The 18,393-nt window shown below is 39.1% G+C and carries 20 protein-coding genes; 16 read left to right on the forward strand and 4 right to left on the reverse strand.

Translation table 11 applies throughout. The features are described 5' to 3' along the window. Positions 1 to 8: 8 nt before the first annotated feature. The 15 genes from H5117_RS01725 to H5117_RS01795 all read left to right on the forward strand — a co-directional run bounded on the left by H5117_RS01725 (position 9) and on the right by H5117_RS01795 (position 12,936). Positions 9 to 2,801 carry a monovalent cation/H+ antiporter subunit A gene (locus H5117_RS01725; RefSeq protein ID WP_024603510.1) on the forward strand — a complete coding sequence of 931 codons (2,793 nt, stop codon included), beginning with the start codon at positions 9 to 11 and terminating at the stop codon, positions 2,799 to 2,801. Further along, positions 2,801 to 3,154, forward strand: a complete 354-nt coding sequence (locus tag H5117_RS01730) for a Na+/H+ antiporter subunit C (protein WP_010554685.1) — start codon at positions 2,801 to 2,803, stop codon at positions 3,152 to 3,154. The genes H5117_RS01725 and H5117_RS01730 overlap by 1 nt, the downstream gene beginning before the upstream one ends. Beyond that, entirely contained in the window at positions 3,151 to 4,668 is a 1,518-nt protein-coding gene (locus H5117_RS01735; protein WP_024595965.1) for a monovalent cation/H+ antiporter subunit D, read from the forward strand. Before H5117_RS01730 ends, H5117_RS01735 begins: the two co-directional genes overlap by 4 nt. Continuing rightward, on the forward strand, positions 4,668 to 5,204 hold the full coding sequence (locus H5117_RS01740; protein ID WP_002958499.1) for a Na+/H+ antiporter subunit E: 537 nt from the start codon (positions 4,668 to 4,670) through the stop codon (positions 5,202 to 5,204). Before H5117_RS01735 ends, H5117_RS01740 begins: the two co-directional genes overlap by 1 nt. Further along, complete coding sequence (locus tag H5117_RS01745; RefSeq protein WP_007378493.1) at positions 5,198 to 5,467, forward strand: K+/H+ antiporter subunit F; 270 nt, start codon at positions 5,198 to 5,200, stop codon at positions 5,465 to 5,467. The genes H5117_RS01740 and H5117_RS01745 overlap by 7 nt, the downstream gene beginning before the upstream one ends. Positions 5,468 to 5,476: 9 nt before the next feature. Continuing rightward, the gene (locus H5117_RS01750; RefSeq protein WP_002958501.1) at positions 5,477 to 5,809 is read left to right on the forward strand and encodes a Na+/H+ antiporter subunit G; all 333 of its coding nucleotides are present in this window, start codon (positions 5,477 to 5,479) and stop codon (positions 5,807 to 5,809) included. Positions 5,810 to 5,939: 130 nt separating this feature from the next. Then, positions 5,940 to 6,437: a DUF2059 domain-containing protein gene (locus H5117_RS01755; protein ID WP_024595964.1), complete on the forward strand. Its 498-nt coding sequence runs from the start codon at positions 5,940 to 5,942 to the stop codon at positions 6,435 to 6,437. A 509-nt stretch (positions 6,438 to 6,946) separates the two neighbouring features. After that, positions 6,947 to 7,390, forward strand: a complete 444-nt coding sequence (locus tag H5117_RS01760; RefSeq protein ID WP_182736020.1) for a MerR family transcriptional regulator — start codon at positions 6,947 to 6,949, stop codon at positions 7,388 to 7,390. Beyond that, the gene (locus H5117_RS01765) at positions 7,380 to 9,626 is read left to right on the forward strand and encodes a heavy metal translocating P-type ATPase (RefSeq protein WP_182736021.1); all 2,247 of its coding nucleotides are present in this window, start codon (positions 7,380 to 7,382) and stop codon (positions 9,624 to 9,626) included. The genes H5117_RS01760 and H5117_RS01765 overlap by 11 nt, the downstream gene beginning before the upstream one ends. Positions 9,627 to 9,646: 20 nt before the next feature. Further along, complete coding sequence (locus tag H5117_RS01770; RefSeq protein WP_024596090.1) at positions 9,647 to 10,000, forward strand: cupredoxin domain-containing protein; 354 nt, start codon at positions 9,647 to 9,649, stop codon at positions 9,998 to 10,000. A gap of 70 nt (positions 10,001 to 10,070) precedes the next feature. Further along, positions 10,071 to 10,286 (forward strand): TIGR02450 family Trp-rich protein, encoded by a 216-nt coding sequence (locus H5117_RS01775; RefSeq protein WP_002958506.1) that lies wholly within the window; start codon positions 10,071 to 10,073, stop codon positions 10,284 to 10,286. A gap of 597 nt (positions 10,287 to 10,883) precedes the next feature. Next, positions 10,884 to 11,096, forward strand: coding sequence for a calmodulin (locus H5117_RS01780; protein ID WP_007585535.1), 213 nt, complete (start codon positions 10,884 to 10,886; stop codon positions 11,094 to 11,096). A gap of 169 nt (positions 11,097 to 11,265) precedes the next feature. Further along, complete coding sequence (locus H5117_RS01785) at positions 11,266 to 11,472, forward strand: hypothetical protein (RefSeq protein ID WP_024591130.1); 207 nt, start codon at positions 11,266 to 11,268, stop codon at positions 11,470 to 11,472. A gap of 80 nt (positions 11,473 to 11,552) precedes the next feature. After that, entirely contained in the window at positions 11,553 to 11,768 is a 216-nt protein-coding gene (locus tag H5117_RS01790) for an EF-hand domain-containing protein (RefSeq protein ID WP_182736022.1), read from the forward strand. A 220-nt stretch (positions 11,769 to 11,988) separates the two neighbouring features. Next, positions 11,989 to 12,936: a PDC sensor domain-containing protein gene (locus tag H5117_RS01795; protein WP_182736023.1), complete on the forward strand. Its 948-nt coding sequence runs from the start codon at positions 11,989 to 11,991 to the stop codon at positions 12,934 to 12,936. Positions 12,937 to 12,972: 36 nt separating this feature from the next. Here the strand turns inward: H5117_RS01795 and H5117_RS01800 are convergent, their stop codons facing one another. Together H5117_RS01800 and H5117_RS01805 are read right to left on the reverse strand one after the other, a co-directional pair. Next, positions 12,973 to 14,592: a M28 family metallopeptidase gene (locus tag H5117_RS01800; protein WP_182736024.1), complete on the reverse strand. Its 1,620-nt coding sequence runs from the start codon at positions 14,590 to 14,592 to the stop codon at positions 12,973 to 12,975. A gap of 319 nt (positions 14,593 to 14,911) precedes the next feature. Beyond that, positions 14,912 to 15,151 carry an RNA-binding protein gene (locus tag H5117_RS01805; RefSeq protein ID WP_002958513.1) on the reverse strand — a complete coding sequence of 80 codons (240 nt, stop codon included), beginning with the start codon at positions 15,149 to 15,151 and terminating at the stop codon, positions 14,912 to 14,914. 255 nt (positions 15,152 to 15,406) lie between these two features. Between H5117_RS01805 and H5117_RS01810 the strand changes: the two genes are divergently transcribed. Beyond that, positions 15,407 to 16,693, forward strand: a complete 1,287-nt coding sequence (locus tag H5117_RS01810; RefSeq protein WP_182736025.1) for a VCBS domain-containing protein — start codon at positions 15,407 to 15,409, stop codon at positions 16,691 to 16,693. A gap of 80 nt (positions 16,694 to 16,773) precedes the next feature. On the opposite strand, the gene lipA is transcribed toward H5117_RS01810, so the two are convergent. Both lipA and lipB read right to left on the reverse strand, forming a co-directional pair. Continuing rightward, positions 16,774 to 17,739, reverse strand: coding sequence for a lipoyl synthase (gene lipA, locus H5117_RS01815; protein WP_002958515.1), 966 nt, complete (start codon positions 17,737 to 17,739; stop codon positions 16,774 to 16,776). Next, entirely contained in the window at positions 17,736 to 18,389 is a 654-nt protein-coding gene (lipB, locus tag H5117_RS01820) for a lipoyl(octanoyl) transferase LipB (RefSeq protein WP_010554695.1), read from the reverse strand. The genes lipA and lipB overlap by 4 nt, the downstream gene beginning before the upstream one ends. Between the last annotated feature and the right edge of the window lie 4 nt (positions 18,390 to 18,393).

Below are 18,393 nucleotides of genomic sequence, written 5' to 3' on the forward strand. Positions count from 1 at the left end.
CCTACATTATGACTTTGCTCTGGATACCCTTGTTATCCTTAATTGGCAGTGTTATTTCTGCATGCACAGGTAAGTTATCCCGCAATTTAAGCACTAGTTTAACGGCTCTTGCGCCTTTAACGGCTTTGGGAATAACTTTATACCATGCACCTGCAGTTTTAGCGGGCGAAACCATTCGTTACTCTTTCGCTTGGATCCCGTCAATAGGGCTCGACCTATCTCTGCGGTTAGACGGCCTCAGTTTATTGTTTATGTTTATGATTTTAGGCATAGGCTTGCTCGTTATCCTCTACACGCGTTACTACCTCAGTGCCAACGACTCAATGGCTAAGTTATATAGTTATTTAATGCTGTTTATGACCGCAATGCTTGGCATTGTTATGTCTAACAATGTTATTCAGCTGTGGTTGTTTTGGGAATTAACGAGCATCAGCTCATTTTTATTAATTAGTTTTTGGTGGCATAAGTCTGAAGCGCGAAAGGGTGCTCGTATGGCTCTTGCTGTAACAGGCGCGGGCGGCTTAGCGTTACTTGCAGGCTTAATGCTATTAGGTGATATTGTTGGTAGTTATGACCTAGATGTTATCCTAGCGAGTAAAGCGATAATTCAATCTCACGATTTATACGAAGTAGCATTAGTATTGGTGCTATTGGGTGCGTTTACAAAATCGGCACAATTTCCATTTCATTTTTGGCTTCCTCATGCAATGGCAGCGCCTACGCCAGTGAGCGCGTATTTACATTCTGCAACCATGGTAAAAGCCGGTATATTTTTATTAGCACGTTTTCATCCGGCTTTAGCTGGCACCGATACGTGGTTCCTGCTTGTTGGGTTAACAGGTTTAGCTACGCTGTTGTTTGGTGCTTATATAGCATTATTCAAACACGATTTAAAAGGATTGTTAGCCTACTCAACAATAAGCCATTTGGGTTTAATAACGCTATTACTCGGGCTTGATACTGAGCTTGCGACTGTTGCTGCTATATTTCATATAATTAACCATGCAACGTTTAAAGCGTCGTTATTTATGGCCGTTGGTATTATCGATCATGAAACAGGCACGCGCGATATGCGTAAATTAAATGGTATGTGGCGATACTTACCATACACTGCAACGCTTGCAATGGTCGCGGCGGCTGCAATGGCAGGGGTTCCATTGCTTAATGGTTTCTTGTCTAAAGAGATGTTTTTTGCAGAAACGCTGCATCAGCAAGTGCTTGGTTCTATGTCGTGGTTAATCCCAGTACTGGCAACGGTTGCAGGTGCATTAGCTGTTGCGTACTCCGCTCGCTTTATTCATGACGTGTTCTTTAATGGTGAACCAATTGATTTACCTCGCACGCCGCACGAACCGCCACGTTATATGCGTGTACCAATAGAAATATTAGTTGTGATTTGTTTGCTAGTGGGTATGTTCCCACACTTTACAATTGATGGCATTTTGTCTGCGGCCTCTTTAGCTGTACTTGGAAAAGAAATGCCAGTTTACGAATTGGCTATTTGGCACGGGTTTAACTTGCCTCTACTAATGAGTGCAATGGCGATTGCTGGCGGTTTATTTATTTATATTAATCGTAAATATCTATTTCAGTTTCAAGCATCATTACCACCTTTAAATGCTAAAAAAACGTTTGAACGTGTAATTTTAAGTGTTGTTGCCTGGTGTCAGTCAAAGGTAAGCAGTATCGAAAATGGATCGCTGCAGCGCTACCTAGTAATTATGTTAGCGGTAGTCTTACTGTGTGCCGGTTGGCCATTATTTGAAATGCAACAACTTGCTGGCAGCATGCCACTTACCCCTGTTGATGTGCACAATGCAATTGGTGCGGGCTTATTGATTATTGGTGCTCTTGCTACCGTTATTTGGCATCGCTCTCGAATGGTATCGTTGTTAATGCTCTCAATCGTAGGGTTAATGGTATCGGTTGTGTTCACACGTTTTTCTGCTCCAGATTTAGCGCTTACACAGTTAACTGTTGAGGTTGTTACTATTATTTTACTTATGCTGGCATTGTTTTTCTTGCCCCAGCATACGCCAAAAGAATCAAGTTCATTACGTGTACTTCGAGATTTAGGAATTGCCTCTACTTTAGGTGTAGTTATAGCGAGTATCTGTTATGCGTTACTTACACGTCCATTAGATTCAATCTCAGACTTCTTTATTGCTAACGCTAAAATTGGTGGCGGTGGTACTAATGTAGTTAACGTTATTTTAGTCGACTTTAGGGGCTTTGATACGCTTGGTGAAATTACCGTATTAGGCATTGCCGCGTTAGGTATATTTAAAGTACTTTCTCGAATCCCATTATTTATGCCAGCAAGTGACAGCGAAGGGCGCCCATGGGCACGAGAGCGCCATCCAATCTTACTGGCGAGTATTTCACAAAGTTTATTACCGCTTGCGTTATTGGTTTCTGCATATATTTTCTTACGCGGACATAACTTACCTGGCGGTGGCTTTATTGCTGGACTGGTAACGTCAATCGCGTTTATTTTGCAATACATGGCGCATGGTACAGCATGGATAAACGGACGTTTTGATGTTAATTATCGTAAAATCATAGCTTCAGGCATTGGTATTTCACTGTTCACTGGTGTGGGTAGCTGGTTCTTTGATAAGCCATTTTTAACAACTTGGTTTGACTACTTTGATATTCCGTTTGTCGGTAAAACAGAGCTTGCCAGCGCGATTGCATTTGACCTAGGTGTTTACTTAACGGTTGTAGGCGCTACGCTAATGATTTTGGCAAGCTTAGGTAATATGACGGCAGATACCCAGAAAAAAGAGGTAAATATTTAATGGAATTATTGTACGCATCTTGCGTTGGAGTATTGGTCAGTTGCGGTGTGTTTTTACTGCTAAGAGCTCGTACGTTCCCTGTAGTACTTGGGCTTACTATGATTTCATATGCTGTTAACTTATTTTTGTTTTCAGCAGGTCGTCTTACTATTAATAAAGCGGTAGTGCTTGGTACTGGTACAGAATACGCCGATCCTCTACCTCAAGCTTTAGTGCTTACAGCTATTGTTATTGGTTTTGCGATGACCGCATTCGTGGTTATTTTGGCAATACGTGGACGCGCCGATTTAGGTAGCGACCATGTTGATGGTTATGTGCCCAACACCTCTGCAGATAATAAGGAGCAAAAATGATCCAACATTTAGCTTCGCTCCCTATTTTATTACCTATGCTGACGGCTGTTATTTTATTGCTGCCACCATGTGGTAAAAGCGTTAAAATTCGCCGCTTAGTTTCAATTGTAATGGCAATAGCTACTTTTGCCATTAGTGTGCTTTTACTTGTACATGTTAATAATACAGGTATTAACGTTTACGCTATTGGTAATTGGTCTGCACCATTTGGAATAGTCTTAGTAGCCGATATGTTGTCTACCTTATTGGTTACGTTAACTTCATTTTTAGGTTTGGGCGCTATTTTATATGGTAGTGCTGGCGATGATGAAAAAGGCAGCTTTTATCACCCACTTGTTCACTTTTTGATATTAGGTGTAAATGGCGCGTTTTTAACTGGCGATTTATTTAACCTATTTGTATTTTTTGAAGTGCTACTGATTGCATCTTATGCATTGTTAATGCACGCAGGTGATAAACAAAATACTCGCGCGGCATTGCAATATGTAATATTGAATTTAGTTGGCTCAAGCGTATTTTTAATTGGTTTGGGTATTTTGTACGGTGTGCTTGGTACGCTTAATATTGCAGACATGACGCAAAAGGTATCACTACTTACAGGTGATGATGTATATCTAGCAAAAGCAGGCGGCTTACTGCTATTAATAGTATTTGCTTTAAAAGGCGCACTATTACCTCTGCATTTATGGCTTCCAAATACTTACGCAAGTGCTAAACCTGTGGTTGCTGCATTGTTTGCGATTATGACTAAAGTAGGCGTTTACGCTATGCTTCGTGTTTATACGGTGATATTTGGTGAACAAGCCGGAGCGCTTGAACACATGGCGCAGCCTTGGCTTTGGGGCTTAGCAATTGCGACCATTATAGTAGGTGCAATTGGTGTGATGGCAGCACAAGACTTACGTAAACTCACCTCTAACTTAGTATTAGTATCGGTAGGTACGCTGGTTGCGCTAATAGCATTGCAAAATGTAAATGCCACTGCTGCACTTTTATATTATTTAGTGCATTCAACACTTGTTAGTGCCGCACTATTTTTACTAGCAGACTTAGTTTCAATCCAGCGCGGTAAAGTTGGCGATAGACTAGTAGCAGGTCGCTCTGTAAAACAGCCATTTTTATTAGGTGTGTGCTTTATTATTGCGTCTTTAACGGTAGTTGGTATGCCACCACTGTCAGGCTTTGTAGGTAAAATTTGGATACTTAAAGCGACATTAAACAGTGAGCAAGCTTTACTATTTTGGCCAGTATATTTAGTAACAAGTTTTGCGTTGTTAGTTGCGCTTTCGCGCGCTGGCACAACTTTGTTCTGGGAGCATAGAAGCAAAAGTAGCGAAAATGCCGATTGTGCAAGTGCACACCCGTTGCAGGTAACTGTAATTATAGCTTTACTTGCATGTTCGCCATTGCTCGTTATTTTGGGCGGACCAATAAGTGAATATATGCTAAATGCTGCTACTCAGTTACATGATCTAAGCGGCGGTATTAATGCTGTACTTAAAGGAGGCATGTGATGAGATTACAAGCCCGTTTTCGTTGGTTACCAACGCCATTTCGTAGCTTATTTTTGTTTATGGTTTGGTTATTGTTAAACAATAGCGTATCGGTAGGGCACTTAGTATTAGCGACTATTTTTGCGATACTTATCCCTATATTGAGTTTTTCGTTTCGAGACCCTCAGCCACTGATTTTAAAGCCAGGCTTGGCGCTTAAGCAGTTACTTATAGTGCTATACGATATTGTTGTTGCAAATTTACAAGTGGCTTTACTTATACTTGGACCATCAAAAAAATTGCGTCCGGCCTTTATAAAAGTTCCTATAGATTTAACACACGACATGCCAATTACTATATTGGCTAGTTGTGTATCGCTTACACCTGGTACTGTGAGTGCAGAGGTTTATCCAATTGCTGAGTCGTTACCTGAAGGTGAAGAGCCAACGCAACGCTACTTACTGATACATGTGCTTGATCTTAAAGATGAAGAAGCACTTATCAAACAAATAAAACAACGCTACGAAGCTCCACTAAAGGAGATATTTCAATGTTAGATACTGTATTACTCATTGTTTTTTCGATGATTGGCTTATCATTATTGCTTAATTTATGGCGATTGATCATCGGTCCGTCAGTGCCTGACCGTGTTTTAGCGCTCGATACTATGTACATTAACGTCATCGCACTGATTATTTTATACAGCATTAGTATGGATACAGGGCTTTATTTTGAAGCTGCACTGCTCATTGCCATGCTCGGCTTTATAAGTACGGTTGCAGTGTGTAAGTATTTACTACGTGGCGATATAATTGAATAAGGTGAAAACATGATCAGCGAATGGGTTGTATCAATATTATTGTTATTTGGTGGTACGTTTATTTTAATTGGCTCAATAGGTTTAATTAAACTACCTGACTTTTTTATGCGTTTGCATGGACCAACTAAAGCAACCACGTTAGGCATGGCGAGTATGTTAATTGCGGCTATGGTTTATTTTGCAAGTTCAGAGCATGGCCTAAGTGTTAAAGAAATACTCATTACTATATTTTTACTAATTACAGCACCGATTAGTGGTTACATGCTAATAAAGTCAGCTATTCATCATAAGCTAAAAGCCAAAGAAGGCACTAAAGGCCTAGATAATGTAGAAGACGACTAACGCAAAAAGTAATTTATAAAAGGCCGAATAAATTCATTTTATTCGGCCTTTTTAATGATTGCTTGTACCCTTTACAATACAAACTATTCATGTGACTATAAATCCATTATTTATATGAAAGGATATTATTATGGGTAAAGTACTACTTTTATCATTACTGATTTTTTCTAGTAGTTTATATGCTGAACAAAATACTAAGCAGCAAAAAATAGATGAACTCATTAGTGTAATGAATTTAGATTCAATGGTTGATTCTATGTACGGCCAGGTTGAAGGTATGATGAAAGGCATGTCAGACCAAATGGGTGTTAAGCCTTCTGAGCAAGCAATTTTTGATAAGTACTACGGCGACATGACGACGGTATTAAAAACTGAGATGAGTTGGGCTAAAATGCAGCCAATGATGGTCAATGTATACGACAAGCATTTTAGTGAGCAAGAAATTGCCGATATGTTAGCATTTTATAAAACAGATACAGGGCAAAAAATACTCGAAAAAATGCCTGTTGTAATGCAAGAGTCTATGCAAATGTCACAAAGCTTAATGAAAGATGCTATGCCTAAAATACAAACTTTGGCGCAGCAACTAAGCGACGAATTAGAGCAAAGCCGTAGCGAATCAAACTAGGGCAGCGCATGTTTGGTATTTATGCTGCGTTATCGCCTGTTTATGGGGGATAACCACACAACATAGGCTCTGCCTTGCCTAAAGACCAAACAGTCTGCATAAATTAAATCACCAATGATCAACACGCTCTTAGATTAATACGCGCCTTACTTAGGCGCTTCTCTGCTAAATTACATCCCCTTCAGATAATACACGGCCAATATCAGCTTAAGTTAATTATGTTTGTGTCACTATACCAATGAGCAACAATACATAATCAATTTGAGGGATTAAGTACGGCGCTAACTGCGTTAAACATTTTTGAGATACGACTGCATGGATGCAGGGGCAATTAATAATAACAACTAAATAACGAAACCTTTGCTCTGTTATCCACTCGATTTATTGTCTTAAATAGAGCACTTAATTAAGCCAATTAGTATTATTTTGTTACTTTTAAAATAGCCATTGACCTATGTGTTGCACCTAGGTTTATTATAAAGCTAGGTGCAACACGACGGAGCTAAATTATGTATGTTAAACAACTTGCCAAGTTAATGGGCGTGACTGCCGATACTGTTCGTCATTACACACGAATTGGGTTACTTCATCCAATACGCAGTGAAGGAAATGGCTATCAAGAATATACAAAGCAAGACCAACAGCGTTTAAAGTTTATTATTAGCTCTCGTCAACTTGGTTTTTCTCTCAAAGATATTCAACACATTATAGGCGAGTCAGAGCAGGGGAATTGTCCTTGTCCGTTAACGCGTAAACTCATTACTAAACGCCTAGAAGAAACCGAAGCACTATTTCAAGAAACATTAAAGCTACGAAACAGAATGCATGCAGCCCTTGAGCAATGGGATACATCAGCCGATGGTGCAAATGCCAGTGACGTATGTAGTTTAATAGAATCTTTTGTTGATCCAATAAACGATTCTGCAAATAAGGAGCAGCGTAATGACGACTAATACAAAAGACACCGCGCAAAACTTTATTATTGAAGGCGCTAATTGCGGCAGTTGTGTGGCTAAAATTGAAAAAGCCCTTAATAGCGTGCAAGGTGCGCAAAATGTAGAAATGAACTTTGCACAGCGTACAGTACGTGTAGAAGGTAAAGCCCGCGAAAGCACGCTTATTAAAGCAGTCGAAAACATTGGTTATTCAGCTAAGCCAATGAGTAACGAGTCTGATCAAGATGCACTTGATGAAAAAGCAAAATCGGATGAGGCACATTACAAAAAGCTAATGCGTAATATGATATTAGCGTTAGGGGTCGGTGCACCGTTAATGATATACGGGCTTATTTTTGATATGAGTGTGACCACCGACACACAACGAATAGCCTGGTTTTTAGTGGGTATAGTCACGCTTGTGGTTATGGCTATATCAGGTAAACAATTTTACAACGGTGCATGGCAGGCATTCAAAAACCATGCTGCCAATATGGATACATTAATAGCGCTTGGTACAGGTACTGCGTGGTTGTATTCAATGTTTGTGGTAATAGCACCAAACTTATTACCACAAGTCGCAAGACACGTATATTTTGAAGCATCATCGATGATCATCGGTTTAATTAGTTTAGGGCTCGCTTTTGAAGTAAAAGCACGTGGGCGCACCTCACAAGCAATTAAACGCTTAATTGGCCTGCAACCAAAAACTGCACGCGTAATTCGTGATGGTCAAGAGCAAGACATCGACATTAGTGATGTTGTAAAAAATGATGAAGTACGCGTACGCCCGGGTGAAAAAATCCCTGTGGATGGCGATGTTATTGAAGGCAGCAGTACGGTTGATGAGTCAATGCTTACTGGTGAGCCAATGGCCGTCCGCAAAAAAACGGGCGATAAAGTCGTTGCCGGAAGTATTAATAAAAGTGGCACTTTATTATTTAAAGCCACGCACATTGGTAGCGAAACCACACTTGCCAATATTATCAATATGGTAAAGCGTGCACAAAACTCAAAGCCATCAATAGGGCGCTTAGCTGATGTTATATCAGGAATATTTGTACCAACAGTCATGATTATTGCGGTGCTTGCAGGCCTTGCATGGTTAAACTTCGGACCTGAGCCATCAATTGCTTATGCCGTTGTTGCGGTTACCACTGTACTTATTATTGCTTGTCCTTGTGCGCTAGGACTCGCAACCCCTATGTCGGTTATGGTGGGTATTGGTAAAGCTGCAGAGTCAGGAATATTAATTCGAAATGGTGAGTCGCTGCAAACAACATCTAAAATCACCACCATGATTTTAGATAAAACAGGCACTATTACTCAAGGCACACCGCAAGTTACCGATGTAGTTACCTTTAATAACAGTAATGAAAATACAGTAATGCAACTTGTTGCAAGCCTTGAAAGTAGCTCAGAGCATCCTCTAGCCCAAGCAATTACGGCACACGCTAAAAAGCAGGGCTTAGCTTTAAGTAAAGTAGCCGACTTTGATGCAATTACAGGTAAAGGTGTCACTGGCAGTGTTGACGGGCAAACATTGTTGTTTGGCAATAAAGCGCTAATGGATAGATACAACGTGGCCGTTGATGATGCAACCGAGCAAGCTCAAACACTTGCCAGTGATGCTAAAACGCCCATGTATTTTGCAAGTAATAATAAGCTCCACGCTATTATTGCAGTAGCAGATCCAATTAAAGAGGATTCAGTTGAAGCTATTAAACGCCTGCAAGATAAAGGTATCCACCTAGTTATGCTAACAGGTGACAACAAAGCCACTGCACAAGCCGTTGCTAAACAAGTTGGTATTGATGACTTTATTGCAGAAGTAATGCCCGATGATAAAGTAAACGAAGTAACAAAGCGCCAAGCAAATGGTGAAATAGTGGGTATGACAGGTGATGGTATTAACGATGCTCCCGCACTTGCACAAGCTGACGTAGGATTTGCAATTGGTACAGGTACCGATGTTGCAATAGAAAGTGCAGACATTACCTTAATGCGTGGTTCGTTACATGGCCTTGCTGATGCAATTGCAGTGAGTAATGCAACTATTTCAAATATTAAACAAAACCTATTTGGTGCCTTTATTTATAACGTGGCGGGTATTCCGATTGCAGCCGGCGTGTTGTATCCATTTTTTGGAATACTACTTAACCCTGTTGTTGCAGGTGCAGCTATGGCACTTTCATCGCTTACAGTGGTAAGTAACGCTAATCGCTTACGTTTTTTCAAACCAAATAAATCGTAATTTAAGCTAAGGAGTACATTATGTTGATGATTAATATAGGTGGTGCACTGTTAATAGCTGCAATTATTTATTGGTTTTGGCTATACAAACCAGAGCAAACACAAAGTGATGACAACAAAGTAACGATAGTCGTTGATAACGGTGTTTATAAGCCAAGACACATTAAAGTGGCAGCCAACAAAGAGGTTGTACTTACCTTTGATAGAAAAGACAGCGCGCCGTGCGCCGAAACAGTGGTATTTCCACAGCTTGATATAAGTAAAACGCTGGCAATGGGTGATGGCAATACGGTTAAACTACCTGCGCTTGAAGCCGGTGAGTATGACTTTCATTGCCAAATGCAAATGTACAAAGGCAAGCTAGTTGCAGAGTAGTCTGAACTAAGTAGGTGTTGGGGTCGTATAGTTGCCTTATATAAGCTATGAGTAGGAGTGGTTACATTAAATGAATAAACTAAACCCTAAAAAATTATTGAATAGTAAATGGACCGCAACACCTGCTATAAATAAAGAAAAACACTTCATTATTGTTGAGGTGGAATTTGATGAAGACGGCAATGTAATTGAATGTATTACTGAGGCTGTTATGTCAAAAAATCAATATCCAATTAGTTGGCGAGATTTAAAGGATAACCAAAAGTGGCTGCAAGGGTGGAAGTAGTTTAAATCTATATAATTTACCTCACTCCAATAGCTGGCACACGATGTAGGTTTGCTTAATTTAAGCAAACCTACATTTTACAGCGCATTAAATTATGAGTTGAATGCTACAACTTAGCTTTAGCATTGAAACCTTCCTAGATAAATTCGCCATTTGGCAACAAAACAATTAATTTCAAAATATCCTTTCAAAATTTTTATAATAAATTTCAAAAACAATATAACTTACTGATTAAAAATATATTAATTATTTAATAGCCGCAAATAAATCCTATGTAATTTCCATGTTCATATTCAGTTTATTTTGAAGGCTAACCTAAACGCCCCCTTATTGGCTTTTTAGCCAAAGTGTGTCTTTTTAATTAAATTTAACCAATTGATTTTTATATGTTTATTTTTTTTAGTTAAATGGCTGTTGCTAAATAGCAACAATAACACCTCCCCAAATTAAGCTTTTCTCGTTTTATATCATTTAAATCATTGTTTTTAAACAATAAATAAAAAGTGGCACCGAAGTTGTAATACCTAGAGTGTATTAAGCAAAACGTGATGAAAGCCAAAGGCCTTAATCGCAACAACCCAATGAAGGAATACTATTATGAAAACATTTCAATCAACATTAGTACTAATGGCGCTAGCTTCTTCATCAGCGGCTTTTGCAGCAACAGATTTTGATACGCTAGACGTAGATGGTAATGGCGCAATCAGCCAAGCCGAAGCTTCAGTAGATGCTGAGCTTTTAAGCAAATTTGAAGAACTCGATACTAACCAAGATGGTGAGCTATCTGAAGATGAGTTTTCTAAGGCCTAAAATTAAAGCCTTAAGCAGTTAATGCTCTGTAATGTTATCTTAATTCTGAGTTGCCAAAGACAACCTAAGTAGGCAAGGGAGCCTACTAAAAAGAATAACCAGGAAGTGACTAGAGAGCACTATAGAGCAAATTTATTTAGGACACCGCATACTTTTGAAGGATTAAATTATGAAAAAGCTACAATCAACATTTGTACTTATGGCTATTGTTTCTTCGTCAGTAGTATTTGCAAACACAGACTTTGAAACACTCGACGCAGACGACAACGCTTCAATTAGTCGCTCTGAAGAATCGGCGCAAGTGATAGAGCAATTTGACGAGCTGAATGTTCAAAGTAGCGGTGGTCCGACAGAAAATGATTTTTTTGAATATTAATTTATAGACACTTTACTCCTAAAGGATCTTTGAAAAGGACTTCTTACCCCTAATCAGGCTCAAAGCCTAAGGAAACGATTATGAAAACATTACACAAAACTTTAGCTCTTGTAGCCCTAGCTTCTTCTTCAGCGGCGTTTGCTGCGGTAGATTTTGATTCTTTTGATGCTGATGGCGACGGCGTAATTAGCAAAACAGAAGCCCAAGTAAACTCGCAACTAGTACAGCTTTTTGATCAATTAGATACAGATGGAAATGGCGAGTTATCTAAAGAAGAGTTTTCGAAGGTTCAGTAATAAGCTCTATGTAGAACCTTACCAGTCATACTCACAAAGCAGCTAAGTAATTAATACTTAGCTGCTTTTTTGTGCATTTAATTTAATATATTACTATTTAGTCACCAAAGTAGTGCAAAAGTTGAGTTTGAATAGTGTCAAGCTACTGATTATTAAGTTATTTTATTGTTGGTTTTAAACTTGCAACTCTATTTATAACTTAGGTTAATGAGTATTTAAAATGGCGCGGATGAGTTATATCAGTAGTGTTGAGCGCTACCACGAATATGAGCATGTAATACACAGTTTACTTGAATCTATTTTAATGAGTATTGAGGACGGATTAACTAAAGTGCGTGATACCCGCTATCTGATTAAGCAGTACCCATTTTTAGAATTACAATATTGTTTGAATGCAGAAGGTTTGCAGCAAGGTAATAATGTCTGCTTTAAACGCGCATATAGCAAAAAATTAGGTGAAAGTGGTAATCAACAAGATTTAAGTGAGCGACCCTATTTTTTGAACGCTAAAGCAAGTGATAAAGTGTGCTTTACTGATCCCTATATTTCTATAGCGACTAACCATTTATGTATATCGGCGATTAAAGAGCTAAAAAAACCAATTAATAATCAACATTATTTGGTTGTTGATGTGAGCTTAACGCAGCTTATTGAGTTTGTAATGGGTGATACTGCGCGCGCTAATATGTCGCCTTACTTCAAAGCGGGTTACGGTATTATTGTGGCGTGCTTATTTTGCTTAGTATTATTTTTACTAAATATCGTTTTTAGTGATATATACGCGCTATTAACTCATGTAGATACCTCATCAGACCCACTTGAACCCTTTAGTATCATTATTTACATCACCCTAGCATTAGCAGTATTCGATTTAGGTAAAACAATACTCGAAGAAGAAATCCTTATGCATAAGGATATTTTTAGGCACTCGTCTACGCGGCGCACTATTACACGGTTTATCTCTACTGTGTTGATTGCTATATCAATTGAGGCGCTGTTAACTATGTTTAAAGCGGCGCTGGGGCAATCGGAATATTTAATGCCTGCCATAGCGATGATGCTGGCAGTGGTAGGGCTTTTAATTGCACTGGCTATTTATGTTTATTTAGGGGCAAAGGCCGAAACGCTATTAATGCGCGCTCGTTTAAAACAAAAATCCTCCAAGTAGGAGGATTTTTATATTACATAACTATTTAATAGCTATTTATTGCTTATCTTGTGCGCGTTTGGCTTTAAAGTCAGACTCGCTCGTCCACTTTGGCCAATCGCCATTGTTTGCAAGTTGAGTGGCTATATCAACAATAAGATCTATATCTTGCTTAACGCCACCTAACGACCAATCAGCTGAGTAGTCGTCTGCTTCTTTATGGTATTTATGCGCAATGTACTCAGGATCGGTATCACCCAGACTCATAAATAATAAACTAGGCACGCCTTGCTTAGAAAGTGAGAAATGATCAGATCTAAAAAATAAGCCATTTTGCGGACGAGGATCCATTTTAACAACGCGGCCTTGTGATTTTGCAGCCTTTGCTAAATAGCTTTCCATTGTCGATAAATCTTTACCGTATTGTAAGATGTAGTCAGTACCATCAAGCACGTTCATGCCATCAATATTTAATAGACCGACCATTTGTTTTGTAGGTACAACCGCACCCGATGCAAATTCTTCAGAACCAATTAACCCCGTTTCTTCTGCTGTAAAGTTAGCAAAAATAATTGAGCGTTTAAATGGTTTTTGCTTGTTCATTTCGCTCATTATACGTGCTATTTCAAGCGTGGCTGCAGTGCCTGAAGCGTTATCTACTGCGCCATTATAAATCTTAGGGCCAGTATCAGTTTGTTTAGTACCAAAGTGGTCCCAGTGAGCGCTAATAACAACGTATTCGTCAGGTGATTCGCTACCTGTAATTTGTGCAACTACGTTATGCGATTTGGCATGTGATACTTCGTTTTTAAAGGCAAGGTTTGCTTTTAAGTTAAGTGGCGTCGCTTTAAAGTCATTATTTAATGCTGCTTGTTTTAAATCTTGGTAGTTAAGCTTTGCGGCGTTAAACATTTTCTCAGTCGCATCAAGTGTTAGCCAGCCCATAACCGGTAATTTAGACGCGTTTAAATTGTTATCCATTAACGTGTATTTAGTGCCGGTGTTTGAACTTTCAACTACGCCCCAAGGATATGCCGCAGGTGCTGTTTCATGAACAATAAATACAGCCTTTGCACCTTGGCGAGCGGCTTCTTCATATTTATAAGTCCAACGACCGTAGTAGGTCATTGCATTACCAGTAAAAAGGGCGTCGTTTTGAGTAGCAAAGCCTGGATCGTTAACTAGCACAACCACAGTTTTACCAGTTACATCGATATTTTTATAGTCATTCCAGTTATATTCTGGTGCATTAATACCATAGCCAACAAATACAACGTCAGAATTGCGTACATCAATTAATGGCTGAAGTTGCTCGGTACGTGCGGTAAAGTCTTTACCTGATTCAAAGCTTAAATCACCTACCTTTAACTGCATATCCTGATTAGCTGTCACCATTGCCATTTTTACAGGCTGTAAGTATTTACCTTTATAAGCACCGGTTAAACCCAGCGCTTTATATTGCTCGCTTAAGTAGCCTACGGTTTTTACTTCACCATGAGTAAGCGGGCCTCGGCCTTCAAAGTCATCAGAGGCTAGCGTTTTAATATGCTGTTTAATATTGCTAAGGCTTACACCTGCTGTATTTTCTAATGGAGTTTGTTCGCTTGCAGGCTCTGAGCAGCCAAAGAGTGCAACTAGCAAGCTTAGGCTAGCGCTTTTTAAAAGAGTAGATGCCATAGTCTTCATATTGTTATTTAATTAGGCTTTCAATATAAAGGAAGCACCGCAGCGATGTCGAATTTTTATAGAGAACTTTTCATTCAATTGCAGATTGATTTTATAAAGTGTATAAATAACGAACAACCTAAAGGAGCACATAATGGGCCAATGTAAAAAAGTGGGTATTTATTTATAGCTAGTGGCATTGCATTTTTTGCTGCTGCAATATTAGCTGAGCAGGAGACATTTTTTGTGCTGTCTGCTTCTTTTATAATACTGGGCACTAAAAGCAAAAAACCAGCATTAGCTGGTTTTTTTGCATAGGTTGCAGTTAGCTTTATGCGTCTGCAAGTTTTACGCGGATCTTACTTTTATCAACAGTAGATTGGTTAAGTGCAGTAATTGCGCTTTTACTTTCTATGTCGTTTGGCATTTCTACAAAGGCAAAACCTTTAGATTGGCCAGTTTCTTTATCAAGTACCAAGTTACAAGTAGTCACTTTACCGTGCTCTGCAAATAAAGTACGAAGCTCATGCTCAGTGGTAGCACGAGACAAGTTACGAACTAATAGTTTCATAATGAACCTAAATAATTATGTCAGTATTAATTATCTCAAGTAACTCAGGTTTAACCTAATTTTATTTTAAAACAAATATAATTAAACACTCTATAGAAATAATTTTTTGTATCACTATGAAAATAATATATTTTATAATTAAATTTAAAATATCAGTAAATTGGTAATGTTAATTGGTAATTGAGTTGTGGTTATTTGTACAATAAATTGGTAAATTCATATTTAATTAACTTACTATTAACCGCAGAACTACTCATGTCTAAATATACCCTTAAACCCTGTAATACAGTTACAGCTATACTTCTATCTTGTTTAGTTACTGGTTGTGGCAGCTCAGGCTCTGATCCTACGGTGCAAAATAATGAAGCGATTACTTTACAAACTCCTGCAATAATTGGTGGCAATAGCCGAGGCGAAGTTATTAGTAATAGTAATGATGCAATAACAGGTTCATTAACTATTACTGATCAACAACTCGGCGAGGCTGCTTTTATAGCACAAGAAAATAGCGCTACAAGCTATGGTTTTTTTAGCTTAAATGCTGGTGGAGATTGGTCATACACACTTGATGATTTAAATACTTCAATAACATCTTTAAGTGAAGGTGAAACACTACAAGATACAATAACAGTAAACTCTGTAGATGGTACTAGCGCCCAAATTATCATAACAATTGTAGGTGCACCAATAGCTCAACCTGATGGCTTTGAGAACATCTCGAACGTGTTATTACAATCAGATGGTGTAGATTCGGGACTTGACGCATATACACTTATTGAAAATGCATTCGGCGAAGGGTCAATTGAATCTCCAGACTTATATGCTGGCAATCATGAAAGTGTTGTCCATATTATCGAAGATACCGATACGATAATTGGCAACCATTTTGTATTTTTAGCCCACCGAGATGATGACCAAGATAAAGACAAAGGTGCAAGTGATAGACAACGTAACGAAATAAAAACCTACGATAAATCACCACAAGAAAAACTGGCGTTTGAGGGGGAGACATTTCAATATAGCTGGAAATTTAAAGTAAGCAGCGAGCTTGAGCTTACGAGTAAGTTTAGCCATTTTTTTCAAATAAAAGCTCGAAATGACAGCAACGATAATACTAATGGTAATGACGACCAGCCTATTATCACACTCTCAGGAGCACAAAAAAACAGTACAGGCAATCAACTGCAAGTGCGATATAGTGCAGGCTTTGATGAAAACGGTAACAGCACAGGGCTTGATAAAAACCTCATTGAAACCGACTGGTCACTCATTACAGATGAATGGGTCAAGGTATTTGTACAAGCTACATTTAGTGAAAACGGTAAGTTTGATATGACGTTAACGCGCTTAAGCGATAATGCAGAGATATTTAATATAAGCGAGCAAAACATAGATATGTGGCGCGGCTTTAGTGATGCTGATTTTGCTCGTCCTAAGTGGGGAATTTACCGCTCGATTGTTGAAACCGACAGCCTTCGCGCTGATGAAGAACGTGTTAGGTTTGCTGATTTTTCTATTACAAAAGGTAAGATAGCGCAGTAAGCTATTTTATCAATTAGCATGAAAAAGCCGTTAATAATTATGCATCATTAACGGCTTTTTTAATTTTTTGATAAAAGTGATTATTTCACTTCTTTACCCGCTGCTTGTTGATCAGCATGGTAGCTTGAACGTACAAACGGGCCAGAAGCCGCGTGAGTAAAGCCAATTTCGTCTGCATACGCTTTTAAGCCGTCAAACTCTACTGGTGGCACGTAGCGCTTAACCGGTAAGTGATGCTTAGAAGGTTGTAGGTACTGGCCTACAGTTAGCATGTCAACGTTGTGAGCACGTAAATCGCGAAGTACTTCTTCAATTTCGCTAATTTCTTCACCTAAACCAACCATTAAGCCTGATTTAGTTTTTACTTCTGGGTGAGCTTCTTTAAAGCGACGAAGTAATTCTAAAGACCATTTATAGTCAGCACCTGGACGAGCTAGTTTGTATAAACGTGGCGCAGTTTCAAGATTGTGGTTAAACACATCTGGTGGCGTCTCGATTAGTATCTCTAGTGCGCGGTCCATTCGGCCACGAAAATCAGGTACTAAAATTTCGATAGTAATAGTTGGATTATGTTTACGAATCTCGCGAATACAATCGGCAAAATGCTGTGCACCACCATCACGTAAATCATCACGGTCAACTGAAGTGATTACAACGTAGCTTAGCTTCATATCTTTAATAGTAAGTGCTAGCTTTTCAGGTTCAGTGGCATCAGGTTTTAATGGGCGACCGTGAGCAACATCACAAAATGGGCAACGACGAGTACAAATAGCACCTAAAATCATAAAGGTAGCTGTACCGTGGTTAAAACATTCAGATAGGTTAGGGCACGAAGCTTCTTCACATACCGAGTGTAAGCCATGCTTACGTAGCGCTTTTTTAATACCGTCAATACGATCGGTTGATTTAGGTAAGCGAATTTTTAACCATTCTGGCTTACGCAACATTTCAGTTTTTTCTGTAGGTAAAACTTTTACTGGGATCAACGCCATTTTTTCTGCGTCGCGTAGTTTTACACCTGGTTCCATTTTGACTGGTTTATTCATTCGTTTTCAAACCCTTCAGTATGCTTAACCTGTGTTGCATTAAGCTTCTTGATCATGTGTTTCACCAATCCTTCACCCGCACTTTCTAGGTTTTGAGGACCATCTAATTCTTTAGTTTGCACCATATTCATGCCCGCATAACCACATGGGTTAATGCGTAAAAATGGACTTAGGTCCATGTTAACATTTAATGCTAAGCCATGAAACGAGCAACCACGACGAACCCTTAAACCAAGGGATGCAATTTTACTGTCATTAACGTATACACCTGGTGCATCAGCTTTAGCATAAGCTTCAATACCATACTCGGCGAGTGATTCAATAATGCACTCTTCAAGCCACGTAACCAGTTCACGTACACCAATCTTTAAACGACGTAGATTAAATAATACATACATCATTTGCTGGCCTGGGCCGTGGTAAGTTACTTGCCCGCCACGGTCAACTTTAATCACCTCAATGTCGCCAGGAGCTAGTAAGTGTTCGTCCTTACCAGCCTGACCTTGGGTGAATACACTCTCGTGCTCTACAAGCCAAATTTCATCTGGCGTATTTTCATCACGGGTGTCGGTAAAGTCCTGCATTTTTTGCCAAATTGGCATATAACGCTGACGACCCAGTTGGCGTACGATCAAAGTGTTTTCGTTCACAACA

This window comes from Pseudoalteromonas sp. SG45-1 (genome assembly GCF_014164135.1).
Lineage (GTDB): Bacteria > Pseudomonadota > Gammaproteobacteria > Enterobacterales > Alteromonadaceae > Pseudoalteromonas > Pseudoalteromonas distincta.

Excerpts from the sequence above, each read along its gene's own strand:
- H5117_RS01730 (WP_010554685.1), top strand. The coding sequence starts at position 2,801 with ATGGAATTATTGTACGCATCTTGCGTTGGAGTATTGGTCAGTTGCGGT.
- H5117_RS01810 (WP_182736025.1), top strand. The coding sequence starts at position 15,407 with ATGTCTAAATATACCCTTAAACCCTGTAATACAGTTACAGCTATACTT.
- H5117_RS01770 (WP_024596090.1), top strand. The coding sequence starts at position 9,647 with ATGTTGATGATTAATATAGGTGGTGCACTGTTAATAGCTGCAATTATT.
- H5117_RS01805 (WP_002958513.1), bottom strand. The coding sequence starts at position 15,151 with ATGAAACTATTAGTTCGTAACTTGTCTCGTGCTACCACTGAGCATGAG.
- H5117_RS01740 (WP_002958499.1), top strand. The coding sequence starts at position 4,668 with ATGAGATTACAAGCCCGTTTTCGTTGGTTACCAACGCCATTTCGTAGC.
- H5117_RS01735 (WP_024595965.1), top strand. The coding sequence starts at position 3,151 with ATGATCCAACATTTAGCTTCGCTCCCTATTTTATTACCTATGCTGACG.
- H5117_RS01745 (WP_007378493.1), top strand. The coding sequence starts at position 5,198 with ATGTTAGATACTGTATTACTCATTGTTTTTTCGATGATTGGCTTATCA.
- H5117_RS01785 (WP_024591130.1), top strand. The coding sequence starts at position 11,266 with ATGAAAAAGCTACAATCAACATTTGTACTTATGGCTATTGTTTCTTCG.
- H5117_RS01795 (WP_182736023.1), top strand. The coding sequence starts at position 11,989 with ATGGCGCGGATGAGTTATATCAGTAGTGTTGAGCGCTACCACGAATAT.
- H5117_RS01780 (WP_007585535.1), top strand. The coding sequence starts at position 10,884 with ATGAAAACATTTCAATCAACATTAGTACTAATGGCGCTAGCTTCTTCA.
- H5117_RS01755 (WP_024595964.1), top strand. The coding sequence starts at position 5,940 with ATGGGTAAAGTACTACTTTTATCATTACTGATTTTTTCTAGTAGTTTA.
- H5117_RS01790 (WP_182736022.1), top strand. The coding sequence starts at position 11,553 with ATGAAAACATTACACAAAACTTTAGCTCTTGTAGCCCTAGCTTCTTCT.
- H5117_RS01760 (WP_182736020.1), top strand. The coding sequence starts at position 6,947 with ATGTATGTTAAACAACTTGCCAAGTTAATGGGCGTGACTGCCGATACT.
- H5117_RS01765 (WP_182736021.1), top strand. The coding sequence starts at position 7,380 with ATGACGACTAATACAAAAGACACCGCGCAAAACTTTATTATTGAAGGC.
- H5117_RS01725 (WP_024603510.1), top strand. The coding sequence starts at position 9 with ATGACTTTGCTCTGGATACCCTTGTTATCCTTAATTGGCAGTGTTATT.
- lipA (WP_002958515.1), bottom strand. The coding sequence starts at position 17,739 with ATGAATAAACCAGTCAAAATGGAACCAGGTGTAAAACTACGCGACGCA.
- H5117_RS01800 (WP_182736024.1), bottom strand. The coding sequence starts at position 14,592 with ATGGCATCTACTCTTTTAAAAAGCGCTAGCCTAAGCTTGCTAGTTGCA.
- H5117_RS01750 (WP_002958501.1), top strand. The coding sequence starts at position 5,477 with ATGATCAGCGAATGGGTTGTATCAATATTATTGTTATTTGGTGGTACG.
- H5117_RS01775 (WP_002958506.1), top strand. The coding sequence starts at position 10,071 with ATGAATAAACTAAACCCTAAAAAATTATTGAATAGTAAATGGACCGCA.